We start from the raw sequence: 21,692 nt of genomic DNA, 5'->3' as shown, positions 1-21,692 counted from the left end.
TAGTTAGGAAGATCGCCGCTGATCCGCCATGGGGCACCACATAGAACACGTATCAGCTGGGATGGCGGGCATGGCGACGGGGCCCGGGGTGACCGGGCGCGTGGGCGGGACGTCAGCGGCGGCGGGCGGGGCCGGAGGCCTTGCGCTGCTGGCGCTGGCTGCCGGGTGCCGGGCGGCGGCCCTCCGGCGGGACGGGACGCGCGGCGGGAGGCGCCGGGGGGTGCGGCGGGCCGGACGGGGACATGTCGCCGAACTTGCCGTCGGAGCGGCGCGGCGCCACCGGCGGCGGCGGGGCCGGGCGGCGGGAGAGGCCCAGGAAGCCGCCGACACCCAGCAGGATCAGGCCGAGGAGGATGGCGGCGCCCGGGATGTAGCTGCGCACCGCGTCGATCTTCAGAGCCGTGGTGTTCGCCACGTCGACCCCGGCCTTCTGGTCCTTCTCGACGGTGATGAGGTCGGCCTGCGCGACGATCATCTTGCCCTTGCCGTCCTTGGTCTGGACGGTGCTGCGGATGTTCTTGCGGTGCTTGACCGGGACTCCGGTGCGCGGATCGACCCAGACGGTGTTGTAGGCCTCGGTGTAGCGGTCCACCTTCTGGGCGCCGGCGTCCTCGGGGAGGCCGAGCATCTTCGCGGGCAGCTTGACGTCCATCGCGGCGGTCTTGGTCAGCGGGATCGTCTGGGTGAAGCGGTAGGTCGTGAGCCCCTGGACGTCCTCGACGGCGTTGAACTCCATCGGCGCCGTCTGCTTGGTCGTCATGTCGTAGAAGGGGTAGTCGCGCTTCTGGACGTTCGCGAGGGGGAACAGCAGCCCGTACCCCGCCATCCGGACGGTGTTGTCGCCGTCGATGTGCGTGCCGCAGCAGTTGGTCAGGACGCTGGTCCTGCGGTCGAAGGCGATCCGGAAGCCCTGGATCTGGACGGGGTTCTCCGGGTTCGCCTCGTCGTAGATGTTGGTCGTGGAGTCCCAGACGGCGATGTCGTCGTCGCCCTCGTTGGCGCGGACGTCGCCGCGGACGGTGTTCTTGGCCAGGAGGGTGACGCCCGTCTTGGTCTTGAGTGCGGCCTGGTCGAAGTAGGTGGAGTTCTTCGATTCCAGGAGCGTCACCTGGTAGCGGTTCAGCGGCGCGACGATGACCTGGTCGGCCACGTAGAAGCGGACCAGGGGCGCGAGTGTGAGGAAGAAAGCGCCCAGGCCGATCAGGGCCAGTCCGACCGGTCGCCGCATGAATACCTCCGGGAAAGCCGTCGTTCTCAGACCAAGGGGGGCGGTGTCCGGGATGCCCGGGTTACCCTACAGGACCCCTGAAACCGCCAGTCCAATACCAGTAAGCACCGACTGCCGCAGGCCGAGGCCGGTATCCCCGTGTCTCACGCCTCAGCCGCGAACGCTCCCGTCCATACCGTACTGGCCGGTAGGCTCCGCTCAGCCCGGCCCCCTGGAACCGGTCCAAGATTCGACAGCGAGGTGGCGATGACCACGGCACCCCCCAGGCAGGACTCGCCGTCGCCCGTGCCTGACGGTGTCCGCCTTGAACACCGTGCCACGCTGGCCCGGTCGGTGCGGCTGCTGAGCGCGTTCCGGCATGAGCGGAGCAAACCGGAGTACTTCTACGACCTGATGGCCCGCGACGCCATCGCGCAACTCGGTTCGTACACCGATCTTGTCGGGGCGACCGTCATCGACGTCGGGACGGGCTCCGGTTTCTTTGCGCGCGCGCTGACGGCCGCCGGTGCACGCTGTACGGGCATCGATCACGACCTTGCCGAATTGACCGCGCACAACGCCGCCGGGCCGAACGCATTCGTCGCCAGCGCGCTCGCTCTGCCATTCCGCACCGGCTCCGCCGATGTGTGCTTTTCGTCGAACGTGCTGGAACACGTCCCCTCTCCGTGGCGGATGGCCGACGAGATGGTCCGCGTGACCCGGCCGGGCGGGACGGTCTTCCTGTCGTTCACCAACTGGCTGTCCCCGTGGGGTGGGCACGAGACCTCGCCATGGCACTACCTCGGCGGCGACCGGGCCGCACGGAGGTACGAGCGCCGGAACGGCCGCCCGCCGAAGAACCTGCACGGACGCAACCTGCACCCGGTGTCGGTGTCGGCGGCCCTGCGATGGGCGCGGGGACGCGACGACGTGAACGTCCTGGACGCCGTGCCCCGCTACCATCCGCGCTGGGCCGGGGGAATCGTCCGGGTCCCGGGGCTGCGCGAGTTCGCCACCTGGAACCTCGTCCTGATCCTCAGGAAGAAGGGGTCGTGAGGTCCGCCTCGCAGGTGGCCAGACCTGCGCCGCCGCCCATCTCCGGGCATCAGGACACGCTCGACGGTATACGCGCGGTGGCGGCCTTGGGCGTCCTCGTCTACCACGTGGCCGCCACGGCGGGTTCCATCACCAACCCGGCCGGTGCGCGGTGGCTGTTCAACGGCGGCCAGGTCGGCGTGCCCATCTTCTTCATCCTGTCGGGTCTGCTGCTCTACCGTCCCTGGACGGCGGCGGTATTGGACGGGCGAGCCGCCCCGCGCGTCGGCGTCTACCTGCGCAAGCGGGTGTTCCGCATCATGCCCGCCTACTGGGCCGTGATCGTCTGCTTCATGCTCACGGCAGGGCGGGACCACATCGGCGACCCCGTCACGTGGGCCTCGCTGCTCACCCTCACGCAGACGTACCTGCCCGACGTGTGGTGGGAGAGCGCCCTGGGGCCCGCGCATCTGGGACAGCTGTGGAGCCTGGTGGTCGAGGTCGCCTGGTACGTCACCCTGCCTTTCACGGCGGCGATCCTCGGCTGGTACGCGCGCCGGAAACGCACCCACGACGTGGGGGTGCGGGCCAAGCGGCTCCTCATCGGCATCGCCGTGTACGGGGCGCTGTCGTTCCCCTTCACGGCCGTGATGTTCTTCCCGGAGCGGCACACGGAGATGGGCCTGTGGCTGCCGCGCTTCTTCGTCTGGTTCGCGATCGGGATGGCCCTCGCCGTGGTGACGGTGTGGGCGCGGCTGGACGAACGCCGTCCCGTGGCGGCGCTGTGCCGGGCCGTCTCGGACTCGTGGGCGGCGTGCTGGGTGGCGGCCGCGATGCTGTACGTGGTGGCGTCCACACCCGCGACCGGGCCACTCAGCCTGCAGGTGCCGGACGAGTTCTGGACGTCCACCCTGCACCTGGTCGTGGACGGGCTGTGCGCGGCGGCGCTGATCGCCCCGGTGGCGCTGGCGCCGGCCGGGCATCCGGCGCTCGGCGCGGTGCTCGCCAACCCGGTGATGAGGTTCCTCGGCCGGATCTCCTACGGCCTGTTCCTGTGGCAGCTGATGATCATCGTCGGCTGGTACGAGGCGGTGGACCGGGTGTTCCGGGGGGACGTGGCGACGGACCTCCCGCTGATGGCGGCGGCGTCCATCGCAGCGGGGACCCTGAGCTACTACCTGGTGGAACGTCCGGTTCAGCGGCTGACCCGCCGGGATCGCCGCCGCCGGGCCCCTGCCCCGGCGCCGTCCAGCTGAGCGCGATCCGGCCGCCGGACCCGCCGCCGGCCGGCCGGGGCCGCCACAGTTCCGCCGCGACGCGGCCGACGATCACGAGCCCGAGCAGCTGGGGTGCGATGTCGCCGAGCCCGCCGGACGGGGAGGCGTAGTTGTCGATCATCTTGAGCCAGGCGCCGGCGGCGAGGCATCCCGTCCCGGCGAGCATGACGATCGCGATCGTCCACGGTGACGCGACGGCGCGCAGGACGGCGGAGCGGCGGGTGCGCGCCCAGCCGCAGCCGGCCGCGACCAGGACGGTGACGGCGAGCCCGGGCGCCCCGGCGATCCAGCCGCCGAGCGCGGCGGCGAGCCCGACGGCCGCCCACGCGGGCCAGCCCGTCCCGGCCACCAGCGCGCGGCGCGGCCGCTGCCGGGGATCGCGCCGGTTCCCGGAGCCGCGGGGCCAGACCGCGATGATCAGCAGGACGAGGAGCAGGTTGAGGCCGGCCACGACCGCGATCCGCTGCGCCCGGTCGGGGCCGTAGGTGAGTTCGACGACGCCGCCGGTGCCCGCGGGGACGAGCCAGCCCTGCTTCCACCCGTCCAGCCGGACGGCCCGCAGCTCGGTGCCGCCGACGGTGGCCCTCCATCCGTCGTTGAAGTTCTCGTTGACGGTGAGGAACGAGGACGTCGGGGCGTCCACCTTGAGCTTGCGAGAGCTCGACCCCCAGCTGATGATCTCGACCTGCCGCGGCGGCCGCGCCGTGGTGGTCCGCCGCGGCTTGGCGCCGACCGTCACGGTGTCGATGCGGAAGGAGTCGAGGGGCGCGGTGGTCAGCCGGTTCGGGCCGGCCGTCAGCGTCGCCTGCTCGCAGGCGCTGAACCGCAGGGGCCGGCCGGCGAGCAGGTCGCCGAGCGTGCCGGTGGCCTTCGTGCGGATGACGGCGCCCGGGCTGCCGGTGGTCGGGGAGCCGGTGGTCTGGGAGCCGGTGGTCTGGGTGCCGGTGGTCTGGGTGCCCGGTGTGCCGGTCCGCAGCTTCGGCCCGTACCCGCAGGGCAGTTGCAGCGGGTAGGCGCGCACGTCCGGGAACGGGTCCACGCCGGGGACGACGAGGTCGGTCAGCTGAACCGGCTGGACCTGGGTTTCCCTGAAGAAGGTGATCGTCAGGCGGTCGGTGGTCATCGGGGCGAACGACAGCTTGCCCTGGGCGTCCGACAGCCCCTCGCGGACGTCGCCGTTGCCGCCCTCGATCCGCACGCGGATGGGGCCCGACACGGCGGGTGGACGCTCCAAAGTGATCGTGGACACGCGTTCGCGGCCGTTCCACCGGACGCTGTAGGTGGGCGCGTCCTCCTTGTCCGACGCGATCCAGGTCGTCGCCGGGTCGCCGTCGAACCCGGACCTCGGCTGGGCGGCGGGATGGTCGGACAGCGTCGAACTCGCCGTGACGGCCGGCTGGCCCTTGGCGGCCGTGTACCGGTCGATCAGCCGCTGGTCGGTGAGGACGGCCGTCCCCGTGACGGGGGCCCTGCCGGCCACCGCGGACGTGAACGTGCGGTCGAAGCCGGCGCCTTCCTCGTCCTCCGACCCCAGGGACGGCGAGCACACCCAGCGCAGGCTGCCCTTCATGCATTCGGCCGTCGCGCCGGGCCGCCGGCTCATCACGTAGGTGGCGGGGCCGTCGACCGCCTTCGGCGCCGGAAGCGTGTACGTGCGGGTCGGTTTCACGCCGCCGATCGACACCTCCGACACCGCGGCCCGCGTCAAGGCGGGGATGAGGGGTTCCGAGGCGAGTTCGGTGATGCGCAGCCGCAGCCATCGGGTCGGGCCGTCCGGCGCGCGGAGCGGCTGCGGTGTGACCGCCGCCCGGACGTCCTGCTCCAGCGTCCCGTTCTCGGTCTCGACCGCGACCCGTGAGACCGGCGGCCCGAGGGAGGCGGTGTTCTGGACGAACGCGGCCGTCAGGCTCGTCACGTCCCGCGGCTTGTCGAAGTCGACGCGCAGCCACTGCCCGGACGGGCCCTCCCATCCGCCCGTCTCCCACGCGGTGAACCGGTCGCCGTCGAACGCGGCGTACGGGGTCGCGCCGAGCTTGCGGGTCTGCGGGATCGCGTCGTCGCCGGCCGCCGAACTGGAGGCCGTGACGTCGCGGACACCGCCGCCGTAGGTCACGTGGGTGGCGTACTGCTTCCAGCCCGTGTCCAGGACGTCGGTGGCCTCGCGGCGATGCTCCGCGGACAGCGTCGGGGTCGTCTGGTGCAGTTCGCCGAAGTTGCGGCGGACCAGCCGGGGCGAGTCGGTCACCACCGGGGTGCCCTCGAGGTCGGGGGCGTCGTCGTCCAGCAGGACGGGCCCCTCGGGCAGCGCGCCGTCGTCCGCCATGGCCAGCAGCGACTCCGGTCCCCCGTACACGCGGACGGGGTCGGCCGCGTCGGCGATGTTCGCGACGGCCGCGGCTCCCTCGACCTCGTAGACCTCCAGCGCGGGGTACTTCTGGTCCACGGCCGAGATCGCGTCCTGTACGTCCCCGCCCAAGGGGCCGCCGAACGAGGCGACCTTGCGCAGTCCGGGCGAGCCGTCCAGGGCCTGGTGGACGCGGGCGGGCCAGGCGCCGCGCAGCGTCTCGCGGCGAAGGTCGTTGCGGACCAGCACGTAGCGGATGCCCATCCGGCCGAGAAACTCGCTCAGCCCCGGCGACCCCCGCCCCGACCGGACCTGCAGGTCGATCGCGTCCAGCGCGCGTGTGTAGCCGGGCGACCCGGCCGGGACGAGCTGCCGGACGCCCCACCGCGCCGTCAGCAGCGGCTGGACGATGTCGTCCATCGGGCGGCCCCACAGGTACTCGCCGAACGGCGCCCCGGGGACGGCCAGCACGCCCTGCTGCCCGGCCCGCGCGTTGATCCACGACGCCGCGTCCCGCCAGTACTGGGGGACCTGCCTGAAGTCGCCCGGCCCGCTCAGCCCGTTCGTGACCGCCGTGACGCCGATGCCGCCGAGCGCGACGGCGGCGGCGACGGGCAGGCTGACCAGGGCCTTCAGCGTCCCGCCGAACGCCGGCCCGCCGCCGAGGCTGCGGACCCGGCCGTCGCCGGCCTTCCCGGCCGTCCCGCTCTTCCAGGCCGCCCCGGCTTTGCCGGTCGCGACGACCAGCAGGTGGGCCAGGCCCAGCGCGAGCGGCAGCCGGACGGCCGCGTCGAACTTGTGCAGGTTGCGGAGCGGCGCGAGCGGCCCGTCCAGCAGCTCGCGCATCTGGCCGGCGAACGGGCCCGGGATGCCGCTGATGTGGCCGATGGACAGGATGGCCACCCCGGTCAGCAGCGCGACCAGCAGGAACGTCCGCTCCGGCAGCAGCCGGCCGAGCAGCCCGGCGAGCCCGAGCGCCGCGACCGCGCCGGTGCAGATGACCGGCACCGGGTCGACTGCGAGCGCGTGCCCGACCGGCCACCACACCTGGCCGTCCACGAGCAGGTAGCTGACCCAGCGTTCCGCGCCGCGCAGCACGTTGATCAGGCCGGTGGGGCCGGTCGTCGTCTCCGCCTTCTCGGTGTAGGTCAGCCACGAGAACCCGTACGTCCCGGTCAGCAGCAGCGGGACCAGCCACCACGCCATCGCGGCGGCCGCGGCCGCCGACCACCACGCGAGCAGCCGCGGCCGGAACGACCCGCGCGGCCGCGTCAGGATGTACAGGAACGGGACGACCAGGACGGCGACGGTCGCGGTCGCGTTGATGCCGCCGCAGCAGGCGATCGCCAGCCCCGACGCGGCGGCGGCCCGCAGCCGCCCGCCCTCGCCGGACGCCGCGGCGACCAGCGGCAGGACGATCCACGGCAGCATCGCGACCGGCATGTACTCCGAGGAGAGCTGCCCGAGCGTGGACAGCGCGTTCGGTGCGAGCGCGTACGCCATCGCGGCGAACAGCCGCGAGCCGGGGCCGCCGATCCCGAGCCGCCTCGCCAGCTTCCACATTCCGACGAACGCCAGGCACAGCAGCAGGGACGTCCAGAGCCGCTGGGTGATCCACGCGGGCATCCCGATCACGTCGCCGAGGGCGAAGAACGGGCCCATCGGGAACAGGTAGCCGACGGCCTGGTTCTGGAGCTGGCCGAACTGCTCGGGATCCCACAGGTGCAGCGCCCGGCCGAGGAACCCGAGCGGGTTCACCGCCATGTCGATCTTCGTGTCGGCGAGGATCGCGCCGGGACGGGTGCTGAAGGCCAGTGCGGTGAGCGTCAGGCAGCACGCGAGGACGCGCAGCCGTTCCCGCAGCCGCTCACCGGCGTCCATGCCGTCCGGCGGTCCCCCGCCCGGGACGGGCTGGCGGGGCACGCCGGCGCGGGGCGGATTCGCCTCTCCCACGGCCATGCTCGCGCTCTGCCCCTTTCTGCCCGCCCCGGTGTTTCAGCCCGGGTGCCCGTCACGGTACCTCTGGACGGCGTGTGGACGGTCGTCCAGTGGTACGGGAGGAATCACCGGTACGGACGGCGGCGAGAAGGAGGTCGCGCATCCGCTCGGCGGTCCGCGTCCAGTCGAACTCCCCGCCCCACGCCCGGCAGGAGCCGGCGATCTCCTCGCGGCGCGCGGGGTCGTCCAGTTCCTTGAGGGCGCGTTCGACGACATCGGCCTGGTCGTCGCCGTCGCGGACGAGCCATCCGGTGATTCCGTCGCGGACGGCGTCGCGGAGGCCCTCCACGTCGTGGGCGACGGTCGGGACGCCCAGCGCGGCGGCCTCGATCACGCTGAGGCCCCAGCCCTCGCCCTGGGATGTGCTGAGATGCAGGTCGGCGCGGGCGACCAGGGCCGCCTTGGCGTCCTCCGCCAGATACCCGTGCGCGATGACGACGCCGTCCAGGCCCCGCTCGGCGATGCCGGCGGCCAGCGCGGGCGCTTCCGGCCCGTCCCCGACGATGTGCAGCCGCAGCCCGGGACGGTTCTCCGCGAGCCTCTGCGCGAGATCGAGGAGCAGGCCGAGGCGTTTGTGCGGGACGAGACGGGTCACGCAGACCAGGTCCGGGTCCCCGGCGGGCTCCGAGGCGCCGCCGCCGGGGTCGGCGACCGACGTTCCGTTGGGGATGACGTGGGCGGGCCCCGTCCAGCCCAGCCGTTCCCTTACAGCGCGCAGGGTGGACGGCGAGACGACCACGAAAGCGTGCCGCCGATACGTCCAGCGGCTCACCGGGCCCTCCAGCATCTGCCCGAGCCAGGCCAGCCACCGTGGGAAGTACAGGTCGAACTGGGCGTCGTGCACATGGTGGATGACGCAGAACACCGGCACCCGGCGAGGAAGCACCCACGGTGTGAAGAAGGGGATGCCGTTCTGGCAGTCGACGACCGCGTCGAACGAGCCCTTCCGCCGTATGCGCCGAGCCAGCAGCCACAGCAGCACCAGGGGGTAAACGGTGAAACGGCCGCCGAGGCGCACGAACTCCACGTCCTCGACACGTTCCCGGCGTTTCTGGCCGGGCGCCCTGCACGTGACGTACTGCACGCGGGCCCCTTGACCGGCGAACCTGCGCGCCAGCTCCCAGGCGTAGCGTTCGGCTCCGCCCGCGGCCGGATGCCACGGGTCCCGCCAGTTGACGACCGCCAGCCGCAGGTTGATGGAGGTTGCCGCGGGGCCCGGATCACCGGAGGCTGGGGAGCTCGGGTTCATCCCGACTTGGCGCTCGACGTCGACGGCAGGCCCTTCTCCAGGACGATCTTCACCGGCTCCCGCTCGGCGAACATCGTCCGGATGGGCACGACGGGGATGATCGGGGCCACGGGCACCGAGGGCATCCGGAATCCGGCACGCGCACGGATCCGGGCCAGGTCGAGCAGGCATTGCAGCGAATGCCGCCGCACCGAGAACGTCGAGCCGGGATGGTCGCGCCACACCACGGGGATGTCCGTCACGGACGCGCCTCGCCGCACACAGTGGGCGAGGAGCTCGACGTCGAACGAGAAGCCCGCCGTGCGCAGATCCTCCGCCGCCGCGCGGGCCAGCGGCCCGTAGAAGAATTTGAACCCGCACTGGGTGTCGGCGATGCCGCCCACGAGGTCGCGGACGATCCGGTTGAACATGATGGCGCCGAGCCGCCTGACGGGCAGCGCGTACCCCTCGACGACCGACCGACCGTGGCGCCTTGACCCGACCACGACCGGGCGGCCCTCGCGCAGCAGGACGATGGCTTCGTCCAGCGCGGCGAGGTCTGTTGCCATATCGGCGTCCATGAATCCTACATAAGGAGCGCGCGTCGCGAGCAGTCCCGCGCGGACCGCGGCTCCCTTTCCCCGGCGTTGGCAGCCCACCAGCCGCACGGGCACCGGCCCGTCCCAGGACCGGACGATGTCGGCGGTGCCGTCCGTGCTGGCGTTGTCGACGACGACGACCTCCGCGCGCACCGCAAGCCCGGCGAGCTTGTCGCACAGCTCGCCCAGCCCCTCCGGAAGCCGGTCGGCCTCGTTGTAGGCGGGAACGACGATCTCCAGGAGGGCGGGGCCGTCACGCCGGGTCCCCATCAGGGCCTACACGTCAACGGGAGCCGTAGTTGTACAGCGGCTTGATGACGGGGTCCTGCTGGGAAGAGCTCACCAGCTGGACCGTGGTGAACGACGCTCCGGCGGCGAGCAGGACGCCGACCAGTGCGGCGATGGCGATGCGCATCAGGGGGTCCTTCGTCGGTGTGAGCTGCGGGGTTTGATACTGCTGAGTAACGGAATGCTCAGAGTAGTGCCTGAGGCCCGGAATGACCAGAAAACGGCAATACCCATGACGGCCCACGCGGCGATGACGGGCCCGGCCGCGACCCCGTCCGCGCCGCCGCCGGCGGCCCCATCGATCCGGTATACCGCCAGGTCAGGGCCGCGCATCACCTCGACGGCGGCGCCTGACGGACGAAGCGCGCCGATCTCGGCGTCGACCACGACGTACCGTATCCCCTCGTCACGCAGTGTCGCCGCGGGCGGGGATCCCGTGCGGGCCGCCGGGGCCAGCCGGACCGCCCTCGGGTCCTCGGGCGCGACGGTCGTGTCCCCCACGGTGACGGCGTCGTCCACGATGACCCGGCGGTGCAGGTAGCGGGGCATCGGGTCGAGGACGCGGCGGCCGTGGTTCCACGAATAGCTGCGATACGACGCCCACGGCAGCACCAGCACGTCGCCCCCGGCCGGGTCGCCGTCGATGATCTGCCGGGCCCGCGCCCAGTCGTCCGGATAGCGGACGGCCCGCAGATCGCCCGCCGCGCCCCACGCCAGCGTCGGCAGCAGCATCACCGGCACGGCCATCGCGGCGGCGGGCACCGCCGGCCACCGCGCCTCGGCGGCCCGGTCGGCCGCCACCCCGAGGCCGACCGCGACCACGACGGCGAGCGGCGCCGCGTACTGCTGCCCGTCCCGCAGGACGGCGAACCCGGGCCAGATACCGATGAGCCCTTCAAGGACCGGAGCCGCCACCGCCCCCAGCGCCGCGACCGCGAACCCGGCCGCCGCCGCCACCGCCGCGCCGCGCCGCCAGCCGGGCTCCCGGCACCACTTCCAGTAGGCGGCCAGCGCGATGACCACCACCACCAGCCAGATCGTCGCGGTCACCGGCGCCCCGTACCCGTCCGGCACCGTCTCGCCGTTCCACACGCCGCCGAGCAGGAGCAGGCTTCCGAGCGTCCCGAACGGCGTGTCGGCCCGGGCGGCGAACAGGTCCACGGCCGTCCCGTCCCCCGGTACCCCTGCGGGACGGAGCGCGCCCGGCACCAGCCACGGAAGGCTCAACACCCCCACGGCCCCCACGACCCGCGCCGCGCCGGCCACCCGCACCCGGACGGCCTGGCGCCCGCCCTTCGCCGAAGGCTCCGCCTCACTCACAGCGAGCAGTTCAGGCGCGGCGAGCGGGTCAGGTGTGGGGTGCCGCTCGCCGCGGGGTCGATCTCCAGGGCGGCGGCGCCCGGTCACGAAGGCGACGGCCAGCGCCGTCAGGCCGGATACCGCCAGAGCCGCGAAGCCGCCGATGGCGGCGGGGATGAGGGCTCGGATCAGCCGTCTCCCCCCGCCGGGCTCGTCCGTCCGCGACGCCGCCATGACCACCCAGGGGAGGGCCGCGTAGCCGAGGAGGAGCGCCCACTGGCCGAGGAGCAGGCGCTCGGCGACGAACGGGTTCCAGGCGTAACAGATCCCGGCGGCGAGGCGCGGCAGAAGGCGGCGGGACGGCACCAGCGACGCCGCCGCCGTGCACGCCATCACGAAGATCGCCAGCAGGACGAGCTTCTGCACGACGTCCGCCGGCATGACGGTGGCCAGCGCGGTGATGAAGGCGTCGCTCGGGACGTGCCGAGGAACGATCCCGGTCAGCCCGAACGTCATGGGGGTGAACGCGGGATCGGGCACGAACACCATGTCGTACGACAGCACGAAGCCGGGCGCGAGCCCCGGCCCCAGCGCCGCGAGCCCGAGCCCGAGCCCGGTCAGCGCGGCCGCCAGGTGCCGTGCCCGCCCGTTCAAACCGCCCGCTCGTTCATGTGCGCCGGACGCTACCCGACCCGCTCCCGTGCGGGAGGACGGCCCTCCGGCGACCGCGTCGGGTCGGGGTCGCGGGGCAGGCCGAGGATGCGCTCGCCGATCACGTTCAGGTTGACCTCGGTGGTGCCGCCGCCGATGCTCATCGCGCGGGACGCGAGCAGGTAGCGGGTCCAGCGGGCGCGCAGGTCGTCCTTCCAGCCGCCGGTCAGCGCGCCGTCCTCGCCGAGCAGCGTGAACCCGAACTCGGTGACCTGCTGGCCGTGCTCCATCGCCACCAGCTTCCGGACGTTGGCCGTCGCGCCCGGGTCCGTCCCCGACAGCTGCTTGAGCGTGGCGCGCAGGCCCAGGAGGTTGAAGGAGTGCTCGTCGCAGGCGAGGCCGCCGAGGCCGTCGCGGACGACCGGGTCGTCGGCGAGGCCGAGCCCGGAGGCGAGGTCGATGAGCTTGGGCAGGTCACCGCCGAGCTGGAAGCTGCTGGTCAGGCCGACGCGTTCGTTCGCGAGGGTGGTGCGGGCGACGCGCCAGCCCGCGTTGACGGGCCCGACGACCAGGTCGTCCGGGACGAACACGCCGTCCATGAACACCTCGTTGAAGACGGCGTCGCCGGTGCATTCGCGCAGCGGTCTGATCTCGATGCCCGGCGACGCCATGTCCACGAGGAAGTACGTGATCCCGTCGTGTTTGGGTCGATCGGGATCGGTGCGGGCGATGCAGATGCCCCACTGCGACTCGCGGGCCAGCGACGTCCAGATCTTCTGGCCGCTGATCTTCCAGCCGCCCTCGACGCGTTCGGCGCGGGTCCGCAGCCCGGCGAGGTCGGAGCCCGCGCCCGGCTCGGAGAACAACTGGCACCAGATGATCTCGCCGCGCAGCGTCGGCGGCAGGAACCGCTCCTGCTGCTCCGGCGTCCCGTACTGGACCAGCGACGGGACGACCCACGCCGCGATCATCAGCGGCACCGGCCGCACGTCCGCCGCCTTCAGCTCCTGCTGGATGACGATCTGCTCCAGCGGCCCGGCGCCCCTCCCCCACGGCTTCGGCAGGTGCGGGGTCACCCAGCCGCCCTCCGCCATCGCCGCCCGCTGCCCGAGGGGGTCCATCGCGGCGAGTTCGGCGACTCGGGCGCGGATCTCCTCGCGCACCGGTGCGGCGTCGTCGGGGAGGTCGATGCTCATCGCACGCCGGACCCCCGCGACGGCCAGCGCCGCGACGTCCGCCCTGTGCCTGCTCGCCCGTCCCAGGAGTGCGCGCAGCGTCAGTGCCCTGCGGTAGAGCAGGTGGGCATCGTGCTCGTAGGTGTAGCCGATGCCACCGTGCACCTGGATGTTGCCTTCCGCGCAGGTGACGGCGGCGTCCGCGGCCAGCGCCGCGGCGACCCCGACGGCGTAGGCGCGCTGTTCCTCCGGCTCGCCCAGCGCGCGCGCCGCGTCCCAGACCGCCGCCCTGGCGCGCTCGACGGCGATGAGCATGCGGGAGCACTTGTGCTTGATGCCTTGGAACTGCCCGATCGGGCGGCCGAACTGCTCACGGAGCTTCGCGTACGCCACCGCGTCGTCCAGGGCGCGTCCCGCTACACCACAGGCCTCTGCGCCAAGGAGGACGGCGGCGAACGCCCGCACGTCCACACCGTCCAGGAACCGTTCGTCCGGAACCGTCAATCCCTCGACTGCGACCGATCCGACAGGACGGGTGATGTCGAGGGACTCCAGCGGCCCGAGTGTGACCTCGTCCCGCTCAACGACGACCCGGCGTTCACCGGCCGGAAGCAGGAACACGTCGGCGAGCGGTGCACCCAGCACGGGCTGCACCGTCCCGGAGACGGTGGAGCCGTTCACGTCCAGGTTTCCGGACAGGCCCACCGCCGCCGTGCGGGAACCGTCCGCCAGCCCCGGCAGCAGCTTCGCGGCGCCGCAGGCGTGCAGGACCGCGGACCCCAGAACGGTCGGCGTGTACGGCCCCGGAGCGAGGACGCGCCCGAGTTCCTCCAGCGCGACCGCCTGCTCCAGGAGCCCGAACCCCTGCCCGCCCGCCTCCTCCGGCAGGTGCAGGCCGGGCAGGCCCTGCGCGGCGAGCGCCGGCCAGAAACCGGCGTCCGCGTCGCGGACGGCCTGCGCCGCGATGTTCCGTTCGGCGAACCCGCGCACGGAAGCCGCCAGCGCCTCGTGTTCCTCGGTCAGCCCGATCGCCATGGCCACACCCTCCCTCGACGTGGGCACAGCCTATTAGAACGCTATTCGGTTGTCAGGCGGCGATCTTCAGCCGGGTGAAGAACGTGTTCACGTCCGGCCACATCTTCTTGTGCGTGTTCGGCAGCGACGCGAACACCACGGCGGGCGTCTTGCGGCCGGTGTCGATCACCGCGGTGGCGACGACCTCGCCGGTCGCCCGCACCCCGTCCCGCTGGTAGGTCAGGTACGAGGCGACCAGCCAGCCGGGGCGCCCGTCCACGTTCAACGCCTGCGAGGCCAGCGGCGACGTCTTGTGGGGGAAGGCGTAGTACTGCGCCTCGTACCCCTGCGCGACCAGCGCGGCGACGTTCTTGACGCTGTCCGGCCCCTGGTACGCGTTCTGCATGCCCGGGTGCAGGGTGCCGGTGAGCAGCTGCCCGTACCAGATCTGCCCGGCGCTCCGCTCCGTCACCAGGATCTGCTGCCCGGACCACCCAGGCGTGCCCAGCTTGTTCTGCTTGGTGGGCACCTTCCAGGGGGGCGCCAGCCGCGGGTACGCCAGCCCCGAATACGAATCGGGGACCAGCCCGAGCACCCTGCTCGGGGTACCGGCGAACGTCGTGAGCCGCTTGTCCGCCGGCAGCTTCACCGGCGGCGCCTCGGGCTGCTCCGCGGCCGTCCGGCCCGCGTTCCCGTTCGTCTCCGACGGCTCGTCGCCGCCCTTCAGGAAGTAGACGGCACCCGCCGCGACCAGCGCGGCCACCAGCAGCCCGACCCCGCCGAACAGCACGAGCCGGGACCGGCCGCCGCCGTCGAGGACGTCGCGGGGCGGCTTGGGCGAACCGCCGAGCTTGGAGTCGGCGGACGCCTCGTCCGCCATCCACTCCGGCATCTGCCAGTTGCCGCTGCTCGGCTTGCCGGGCTTGGCCGGCTCCCCCACCCCGGTGGGGACGGCCGGCGTGTACCGCTCGTCACCGGCGCCCTCGTCGAAGAGGTCGCCCTCCCACTGCGGCGACTCGTCCTCTGAGACGGGCGCGACCCGGACGTCGTCGGCGTCCTCGGCCTGGGGCCGGGACTCCTCGACACCGCCCCAGACATCGTGCGCCCCGGTGTCCTCTCCGGACCCCGGGGCGGGCGGGAACCCTTCGGGCCTCTCGGGCTCGGGGAAGGTCATCCGCGCGCCGGCCGCGTCGCCGGCCTCCGGGCTTTCACGGGACTCGTCCCGCGGCTCGCTCTCGCTCATATCGGTCCAGCGCACACCGCGCTCCCCCTGATCGGACATGCGGCACACGTTACGCGAAGATCAGTACTTGAGTTCCGAGGTGTAATCACGCTCAGGACACATCTTCCTATCGCCTCAGTGATAACTGGCCGGTCCGCCGTCACCTGGTGTGACCAGCGTCTCCTCGGCCCGCGGATCGCCCGCCAGCCGTTCCCTGGCCAGCAGTGTCCCGCCCGCCACGGCACCCGGCATCGCGAGCACGGCGCCCAGCGGAATGAGGAACACCACAACGGTCGCGGCGCCGAAGCCGACCACCAGCGGGCGGTTCGCCCTCATCCGCACGAACCGCTCCTTGCGGAGGATCCCGCGCCGTTCCAGCGCGATCGACATCAGCTCGCCCGCCAGGAAGTACCCCGAGACCAGCGCCGCGATCACCGGCACGACCGTCTGACCCACCACCGGAAGGAACCCGCAGGCGAAGAACACCACCGCGAACCCGAGCGCGACGGCCCCGAGGAGCAGCGCGTCCTTGACCGCCCGCCCGATCTGGACCATCAGCGGGACGTCCGGCTCCGGCGGCGCGCCGCCCTGCGACTCCTCGACCCGCACCGCGATGGCCTCATAGAAGGGGTCCCCGACCAGCAGCGTCACCGCGGTGAACGTGATCAGCGCGACGAACAGGGACGCCCCGTAGATCGCGATTCCGGCGACCACGCGCGCCGACGTCCGCGGGGCGTCCGACCAGTCGTCGGCGAACCCCGTCACCCACCCGGCCAGATCATCGATCTGGAACGCCAGGAAGATCAGCCCCGCCCCGTACACGGCCAGCACGATCAACGCGGGGATGAGCCCGAACAGCCACTGCGCCGGATGCCGCGCCGCCCACCCGATGCCGCGCAGCAGATAGCCGACGCCGCTGAACAGATCCTTGAACCCGGACGGCTTGGGCGCTTGGGGGGCGTGGGGTTGGCTCACGCACCCAGACCCTATAGGGCGGGCAACCCCACAAGGCGAGCCGAACGCTCCCAAACCGCGCGCCCGATTTCCGGATCCTTGAGCGCCTCCGCCGCCGGCAGCATCCCCGCACCCGGCGTCGAGCTGTGGAAACCACCGGTGCGTCCCTCGAACTCCTCGTCCAGGGCAAGGCGCAGCGCCATCCTCGCTCCCTGCGCCGGCGTCCGCAGCAACGGGGTGCGCGACAGCAGCGCCCCGATCCGCTCACTCCCCCGGATGTCCCTCGCCAGCCCCGTCGCGACGAGACCCGGGCACATCGCGTTCACCGTGACCCCGCTGCCCTCCATCCGCCTGGCCAGCTCCCGCGCGAACAGGATGTTGAGCAGCTTCGACCGCCCGTACACCCGCAGCGACCCCGCCGGCCCGTACGACCCCGGTTCCGCGAACCGCTCGACGTCCAGCCCGTCCGACTGCCGGTGCGCCTCCGACGCCACGACCACCACCCGCGACGGCGCGCCCTTCTCCAGCAGCCCGAGCAGCAGGTTCGTCAGCAGGAACGGCCCCAGATGATTCGTCGCGATCATGCGGTCGTACCCGTCGGCGCTGACCTTGGCCCGCAGCAGATGCGCGCCCGCGTTGTCGACCAGCACGTCCAGCCGTTCGAACCGCTCCACCAGCGACGCTGCGACCCGCCGCACGTCCAGCTGCACCGACAGGTCCGCGATGAAGGTCTCGACCCGCGCCCCCGGCACGTCCCGCGTCAGTTCCCGCACCGTCGCCGCGCCCCGCATCTCGTTCCGGCAGACGATCGCCACCAGGAACCCCGCCCGCACCAGCCCCCGGGCGATCTCCTTGCCGATCCCCGACGTCCCCCCGGTCACGACCGCGATGCGCTCCATCCCTCCACAGAACCACCCCCGCCGAGCAAACGCACCCCTGGCACAAAGGTGGAACACGTTCTAATATTTTCCGATGAGGTTCACCTACGCCGAGGCGATGACCGACCCGTCCTACTACCTGCCGCTGGCCAGGGCCGCCGAGGCCGCCGGGTACGCGAGCATCTCCGTGGCCGACTCGCTCGTCTATCCGAAGGAGTCCGACTCGGCCTACCCGTACACCGCGGACGGCAACAGGGAGTTCCTTGAGGACAAGGCGTTCATCGAGACGTTCACGCTGATCGCGGCCATGGGGGCGGTGACGAGCAGCATCCGCTTCACGCCGTTCGTCCTCAAGCTGCCGGTGCGCCCGCCCGTGCTCGTGGCCAAGCAGGCGACCTCGGTCGCGTGCCTGACCGGCGGACGGCTCGGCCTCGGCGTGGGCCTCAGCCCGTGGCCCGAGGACTTCGAGGTCATGGGCGTCCCGTGGGAGCGGCGCGGCAAGCGGATGGACGAGGCCGTCGACATCGTCCGGGGCCTGAGCAGCGGCGATTACTTCGAGTTCCACGGCGAGTTCTTCGACATCCCGGCGATCAAGATGACGCCGGCGCAGCCGTTCCCGATCCTGGTCGGCGGGCACAGCGAGGCGGCGCTGCGCCGCGCCGTGGTCCGCGGCGACGGCTGGATGCACGCGGGCGGAGACGACCTGGACGACCTCCTGACCAGGCTGAACCGCATCCGCGAGGCCGAGGGCAAGGCCGCCGGCCCGTTCGAGATCCACGTGATCTCCATGGACGCCTACACGCCCGACGGCGTGAAACGCCTTGAGGACAAGGGCGTCACCGACGTGATCGTCGGCTTCCGCATGCCCTACGTCAAGGGCCCCGACACCGAGCCCCTGCACAAGAAGATCGAGCACCTCGAACGCTTCGCCGAGACGGTCATCGCCAAGGTCGACCACTGAACGAGAACAGGTTACAGTCCGAGCCATGGACGCCATCACCTGGAACGCCCCGGACTCCGACCACCCGGCCCGCCGGGCCGCCCGCGCCTCCATGACGGCCGTGATCGGCGGCGACAAGGGCACCTGGCTGAAGCTCTTCGCCACCGACGCCCTGGTCGAAGACCCCGTCGGCCCGTCCTTCCTGGACCCGTCCGGCAACGGTCACCGGGGCCACGACGGCATCGGCGCCTTCTGGGACACCTTCGTCTCCACCATCGCCGGCTTCCGCTTCACCATCGCCGACTCCTTCGCCAACGGCGACTGCTGCGCCAACGTGGCGACGATCACCACCACCATGGCCGACGGCTCCACCATGACCATCGACTGCGTCCTCATCTACACGGTCAACGAGACCGGCCTGATCACCTCCCTGCGCGCCCACTGGGAGCCGGACCGCGCCATGGCGACCATCACCCGGAAATGAAGGCTGGGCCGCCGACAGAGCGCGTCAGCGGAACAGGAGGCGGGTCATGACCTCCTCGATCGTCCCGCTGGGGTCGTCGGCGGGGGCCGACGTCCGCCAGCCGATGACGCCGTCGGGCCGAACGACGACGGCGCCGCCGGGCCCGGTCCCGTAGACCTCGGTGAAACGATCTTCCTTGTCGACGAGCGGACCGGCGGCGGCCACGCAGTGGGCCTTCAGCGGGACGCCCCGGGACGCGGCCACCGACGCGGCGGCATCGCACCACGCTCGACCGTCCGAGCCGGCGAGCAGGACGAACCCGTCCCCGAACAGGTCGTGCGTCGAGATCGAGGCGCCGTCCCGTTCGAGCGAAAGGTGCGGTGCCCGGATGCCAGGCCGTCCGGTGGGGCTCCGCAGGTCCTCAAGGGAAGACTCCTCCACCGCGGGAGGATCGACGACCCCGGCCGACCGGCACACGGAACCCAACTCGATGGATGCGTCGTCGAGCGGATCCATCAGGTCATCCTTTGGCAGAGAGGAATCCACCCTCAGCACGTAGCGCGTGTACGCCTGCTCGACGGTCAGGTGACAGACGGGCCTGCGCTCCGCGTCATAGGTGTCCAGAAGTCGCGCGTCCGCTGCGCCACTGTGCACCATGGCCAGCTTCCAGGCGAGGTTGTGCGCGTCGGCGATACCGGTGTTGCCGCCGAACCCACCGGTCGGCGGCATGACGTGCGCGGCATCCCCGGCGAGGAAGACGCGCCGGTCCTGGAATCGTGCTGCGGACGCGGCGGCCGCGCTCCACCTCTGCACGTTGTCGATCTCGACGGCGAACTCGGGCCCGGCGCCGAGTGCCGTGCGCACGAGCTCCGCGCACCGGGCAGCGCTGATGTTCTCCCCGACGCTCTTGTCGCGAGAGCCGTCCGGACCGATGGTGGCGAAGACGGCGAGAAAACCGGAATCGGCGGCGATCGAGAACCGGAAGAAGCCCAGCAGCTCAGGATGGTTGACGTACACCACGCTGAGGTTGCGGTCCCCGAGCATGTCCCGGACATCGGCCTTGAAGTAGATGGTGACGCAGTCGGCGAAGCTGCCGCGACCGACCATGTCGATGCCCAGCCGCTCGCGCACGGCGCTGTGCGCGCCGTCCGCCGCGACCAGATACTCCGACCGCACAGTCCGTTCCGCACCGCGGTCACGTGACCGAATGACGGACGTGACACCAGTGTCATCCTGCTCGAAGCTGACAAGCTCGGTCGCGAAGCGGTGTTCGGCCCCAAGATCCCGCGCGCGGTCGCGCAACAGAGGCTCCAACCCGACCTGGGTGATGAACAGCCGCGAGGTCGGGCTGAGTCCCTCGACCCCGTCGTTGTACGACCGGTAGAAGTACTGCAGCTCCCTGCCGCTCAGACTCTCAACGGCAATGATCGCGCCGTTCTGGGCGAACTCCTGCTCCGCAGCGGCGTCCACGGCCTCCTGCATGCCGACGCTGCGAAAGATCTCCATCGTCCCCTGGTGAAACGAGGCCGCCCGGGGATGGATCGCGGTACCCCGGTGCTGCTCGACCAGCATGTGCGGGACCCCGCGCGCGGCGAGCAGAAGCGAGGTGGACAGCCCCACGAGACTGCCCCCCACAACGAGAACCGGAACCTCATGATCAGCCATCGGACCCCTTCCCTCCCGTCGCCACACGGACGCGCGACCCCCAAATCGTACACCTGTCCGCACAGCGGACAAGGGTCACAACCCCTCAAAATAAAAGTCCCCAACCGGAGCCCGGTCGGGGCAGAAAGCAAAGGTGAACAACCACCCCAGCCCGCAAGAGGCCTGGGCGGAACCCCACATCGGCGGTCTGGGGTCCACCCAAACGGGGATTTGAACGGCCCGCGGGCGGAGATCCGCCACGCCGTGACGGATCTGGATGCGCGGACGGGGAACCCGAACAGACCGTTCGAATTTCAGCCTCCGCCGCCCCGGGGAACTCCTCCACCGTCCCGCGGCTACACCGGCTCGGCGCCGTGTCCGGCGGCGATCGCGTCGCCATCGCGCTCCCAGGTTCAAGTTCGGGGGCGGCGATGCGGGCCACTGGGTACCGCCTCGATCTGGAATGGTGGCTCGATGGGGAGTCGTGCTGCCCGGAGAACTGCGCGCAGCCACCGATGACCGCCTGACCAGACCACGGGGATAGATCCATGCGTAGCGACTGGACCGACCTGCCGCCCGAGGTGCTCGGCGCGATCAAGGCCCACACCGGCCCGATCCGCCGGGTCGAGCCAGCGCTGGCGGGCAACCACGCCGACATCGCCGCCACCGTCCACGGCGCGGGCGGGCGGATGTTCGTCAAGGCCGCCCGGAAGGTCGCACCGAATAAGGATGGTGCGGAGGTCCGGTCGCTGCGCTGGGAAGCCGCGATCAATCCCCACGTCAGCGAATACGCCCCCTGCCTGCACTGGACGGTGGAGGCGGGGGGCTGGCTCGCCCTCGGGTTCGAGCACGTCCAGGCCCGCCACTCCGACTACACGCCCGGCTCGGCGGACCTGGACGCCCTAGCAAAGGTCATCGACGGGCTGCAATCTCACCCGCTCCCGGACGTGCTGGAGCGCAAGCGGGTCGAGCGTCGCTGGGAGTTCCTGGCCGACGTCTCACCCCTCGCCGGAAACACGCTGCTGCACGCCGACCTGAACCCCGCCAACGTCCTGCTCGGCGACGCCAGCGCCGTGTACGTGGTGGACTGGACGTTCGCCGGCCGCGGTGCCCCGTTTCTGGAAATGGCACTGCTGCTCCCGTGGCTGCTCAAGGCCGGGCACACGTTCGCCGAGGCGGAACGGTGGGTGTCCCGGTTCCCCGCCTGGACGTCCGCAGACCCCGCCGCCGTCGACCTGTTCGCTCGCGTCTTCGCCGACAAATGGCAGGCCAATATCGTCACCAACACGGCGGACTGGGCGCTCGAACACGCTGCAGCCGCACAGCGGTGGGCGATGTACCGGCGCGGCCGGCACTGAGCACAACAAAAACGCCCCCGCCCTTCCGAGAAGGACGAGAGCGCGTTGTTGTGCAGGTGCCTCTAGAAGCCAAGCGCGAAGCGCGAAGCGAGCAGCCCGGCCGACCCCGCACGAAGGT

General features: G+C 71.8%; 15 protein-coding genes and 1 pseudogene. 5 read left to right on the top strand and 11 right to left on the bottom strand.

Annotated features, from left to right (window positions below; genetic code table 11):
* Positions 1 to 112: 112 nt before the first annotated feature.
* On the bottom strand, positions 113 to 1,228 hold the full coding sequence (locus AB0C35_RS09965) for a DUF3068 domain-containing protein (protein ID WP_358452631.1): 1,116 nt from the start codon (positions 1,226 to 1,228) through the stop codon (positions 113 to 115).
* Positions 1,229 to 1,474: 246 nt separating this feature from the next.
* Here AB0C35_RS09965 and AB0C35_RS09960 point away from each other — a divergent pair, with 246 nt between their 5' ends.
* Complete coding sequence (locus AB0C35_RS09960) at positions 1,475 to 2,263, top strand: class I SAM-dependent methyltransferase (protein ID WP_358452629.1); 789 nt, start codon at positions 1,475 to 1,477, stop codon at positions 2,261 to 2,263.
* Entirely contained in the window at positions 2,260 to 3,498 is a 1,239-nt protein-coding gene (locus AB0C35_RS09955; protein ID WP_358452627.1) for an acyltransferase, read from the top strand. The genes AB0C35_RS09960 and AB0C35_RS09955 overlap by 4 nt, the downstream gene beginning before the upstream one ends.
* Before the next feature lie 2,194 nt (positions 3,499 to 5,692).
* On the opposite strand, the pseudogene AB0C35_RS09950 reads toward AB0C35_RS09955, so the two are convergent.
* The 9 genes and pseudogenes from AB0C35_RS09950 to AB0C35_RS09910 all read right to left on the bottom strand — a co-directional run.
* A pseudogene (locus tag AB0C35_RS09950) lies at positions 5,693 to 7,744 on the bottom strand (alpha-(1->3)-arabinofuranosyltransferase family protein); the annotation flags it as partial.
* 130 nt (positions 7,745 to 7,874) lie between these two features.
* Positions 7,875 to 9,110, bottom strand: a complete 1,236-nt coding sequence (locus AB0C35_RS09945) for a glycosyltransferase family 4 protein (RefSeq protein ID WP_358452625.1) — start codon at positions 9,108 to 9,110, stop codon at positions 7,875 to 7,877.
* Positions 9,107 to 9,958: a glycosyltransferase gene (locus tag AB0C35_RS09940; protein ID WP_358452623.1), complete on the bottom strand. Its 852-nt coding sequence runs from the start codon at positions 9,956 to 9,958 to the stop codon at positions 9,107 to 9,109. The genes AB0C35_RS09945 and AB0C35_RS09940 overlap by 4 nt, the downstream gene beginning before the upstream one ends.
* A 13-nt stretch (positions 9,959 to 9,971) precedes the next feature.
* On the bottom strand, positions 9,972 to 10,103 hold the full coding sequence (locus AB0C35_RS09935; RefSeq protein ID WP_358452621.1) for a hypothetical protein: 132 nt from the start codon (positions 10,101 to 10,103) through the stop codon (positions 9,972 to 9,974).
* Positions 10,103 to 11,929 (bottom strand): hypothetical protein, encoded by a 1,827-nt coding sequence (locus AB0C35_RS09930; RefSeq protein ID WP_358452619.1) that lies wholly within the window; start codon positions 11,927 to 11,929, stop codon positions 10,103 to 10,105. The genes AB0C35_RS09935 and AB0C35_RS09930 overlap by 1 nt, the downstream gene beginning before the upstream one ends.
* Before the next feature lie 29 nt (positions 11,930 to 11,958).
* Positions 11,959 to 14,136: an acyl-CoA dehydrogenase gene (locus AB0C35_RS09925; RefSeq protein ID WP_358452617.1), complete on the bottom strand. Its 2,178-nt coding sequence runs from the start codon at positions 14,134 to 14,136 to the stop codon at positions 11,959 to 11,961.
* A 52-nt stretch (positions 14,137 to 14,188) separates the two neighbouring features.
* A complete protein-coding gene (locus AB0C35_RS09920; protein ID WP_358452615.1) occupies positions 14,189 to 15,397 on the bottom strand; it encodes a hypothetical protein in 1,209 nt (402 codons plus the stop codon).
* Between the two features lie 75 nt (positions 15,398 to 15,472).
* Entirely contained in the window at positions 15,473 to 16,312 is an 840-nt protein-coding gene (locus tag AB0C35_RS09915; RefSeq protein ID WP_358452613.1) for an EI24 domain-containing protein, read from the bottom strand.
* A gap of 11 nt (positions 16,313 to 16,323) precedes the next feature.
* Positions 16,324 to 17,190 (bottom strand): SDR family NAD(P)-dependent oxidoreductase, encoded by an 867-nt coding sequence (locus AB0C35_RS09910; protein WP_358452611.1) that lies wholly within the window; start codon positions 17,188 to 17,190, stop codon positions 16,324 to 16,326.
* A 73-nt stretch (positions 17,191 to 17,263) separates the two neighbouring features.
* Here AB0C35_RS09910 and AB0C35_RS09905 point away from each other — a divergent pair, with 73 nt between their 5' ends.
* The gene (locus tag AB0C35_RS09905) at positions 17,264 to 18,130 is read left to right on the top strand and encodes a TIGR03619 family F420-dependent LLM class oxidoreductase (RefSeq protein WP_358452610.1); all 867 of its coding nucleotides are present in this window, start codon (positions 17,264 to 17,266) and stop codon (positions 18,128 to 18,130) included.
* A 25-nt stretch (positions 18,131 to 18,155) separates the two neighbouring features.
* The gene (locus AB0C35_RS09900) at positions 18,156 to 18,593 is read left to right on the top strand and encodes a nuclear transport factor 2 family protein (RefSeq protein WP_358452608.1); all 438 of its coding nucleotides are present in this window, start codon (positions 18,156 to 18,158) and stop codon (positions 18,591 to 18,593) included.
* A gap of 24 nt (positions 18,594 to 18,617) precedes the next feature.
* Here the strand turns inward: AB0C35_RS09900 and AB0C35_RS09895 are convergent, their stop codons facing one another.
* The gene (locus AB0C35_RS09895) at positions 18,618 to 20,237 is read right to left on the bottom strand and encodes an FAD-dependent monooxygenase (RefSeq protein ID WP_358452606.1); all 1,620 of its coding nucleotides are present in this window, start codon (positions 20,235 to 20,237) and stop codon (positions 18,618 to 18,620) included.
* Positions 20,238 to 20,764: 527 nt separating this feature from the next.
* On the opposite strand from AB0C35_RS09895, the gene AB0C35_RS09890 reads away from it, so the two are divergent.
* The gene (locus AB0C35_RS09890) at positions 20,765 to 21,574 is read left to right on the top strand and encodes a phosphotransferase (RefSeq protein ID WP_358452604.1); all 810 of its coding nucleotides are present in this window, start codon (positions 20,765 to 20,767) and stop codon (positions 21,572 to 21,574) included.
* Positions 21,575 to 21,692 lie beyond the last annotated feature (118 nt).

Source organism: Spirillospora sp. NPDC048819 (genome assembly GCF_040650055.1).
Lineage (GTDB): Bacteria > Actinomycetota > Actinomycetes > Streptosporangiales > Streptosporangiaceae > Spirillospora.
Note: the sequence above shows the minus strand (reverse complement) of the source record. Positions and strands in the feature narration are given on the sequence as shown.

Excerpts from the sequence above, each read along its gene's own strand:
- AB0C35_RS09945 (WP_358452625.1), bottom strand. The coding sequence starts at position 9,110 with ATGAACCCGAGCTCCCCAGCCTCCGGTGATCCGGGCCCCGCGGCAACC.
- AB0C35_RS09965 (WP_358452631.1), bottom strand. The coding sequence starts at position 1,228 with ATGCGGCGACCGGTCGGACTGGCCCTGATCGGCCTGGGCGCTTTCTTC.
- AB0C35_RS09940 (WP_358452623.1), bottom strand. The coding sequence starts at position 9,958 with ATGGGGACCCGGCGTGACGGCCCCGCCCTCCTGGAGATCGTCGTTCCC.
- AB0C35_RS09900 (WP_358452608.1), top strand. The coding sequence starts at position 18,156 with ATGGACGCCATCACCTGGAACGCCCCGGACTCCGACCACCCGGCCCGC.
- AB0C35_RS09905 (WP_358452610.1), top strand. The coding sequence starts at position 17,264 with ATGAGGTTCACCTACGCCGAGGCGATGACCGACCCGTCCTACTACCTG.
- AB0C35_RS09920 (WP_358452615.1), bottom strand. The coding sequence starts at position 15,397 with ATGTCCGATCAGGGGGAGCGCGGTGTGCGCTGGACCGATATGAGCGAG.
- AB0C35_RS09960 (WP_358452629.1), top strand. The coding sequence starts at position 1,475 with ATGACCACGGCACCCCCCAGGCAGGACTCGCCGTCGCCCGTGCCTGAC.
- AB0C35_RS09890 (WP_358452604.1), top strand. The coding sequence starts at position 20,765 with ATGCGTAGCGACTGGACCGACCTGCCGCCCGAGGTGCTCGGCGCGATC.
- AB0C35_RS09910 (WP_358452611.1), bottom strand. The coding sequence starts at position 17,190 with ATGGAGCGCATCGCGGTCGTGACCGGGGGGACGTCGGGGATCGGCAAG.
- AB0C35_RS09925 (WP_358452617.1), bottom strand. The coding sequence starts at position 14,136 with ATGGCGATCGGGCTGACCGAGGAACACGAGGCGCTGGCGGCTTCCGTG.
- AB0C35_RS09935 (WP_358452621.1), bottom strand. The coding sequence starts at position 10,103 with ATGCGCATCGCCATCGCCGCACTGGTCGGCGTCCTGCTCGCCGCCGGA.
- AB0C35_RS09895 (WP_358452606.1), bottom strand. The coding sequence starts at position 20,237 with ATGGCTGATCATGAGGTTCCGGTTCTCGTTGTGGGGGGCAGTCTCGTG.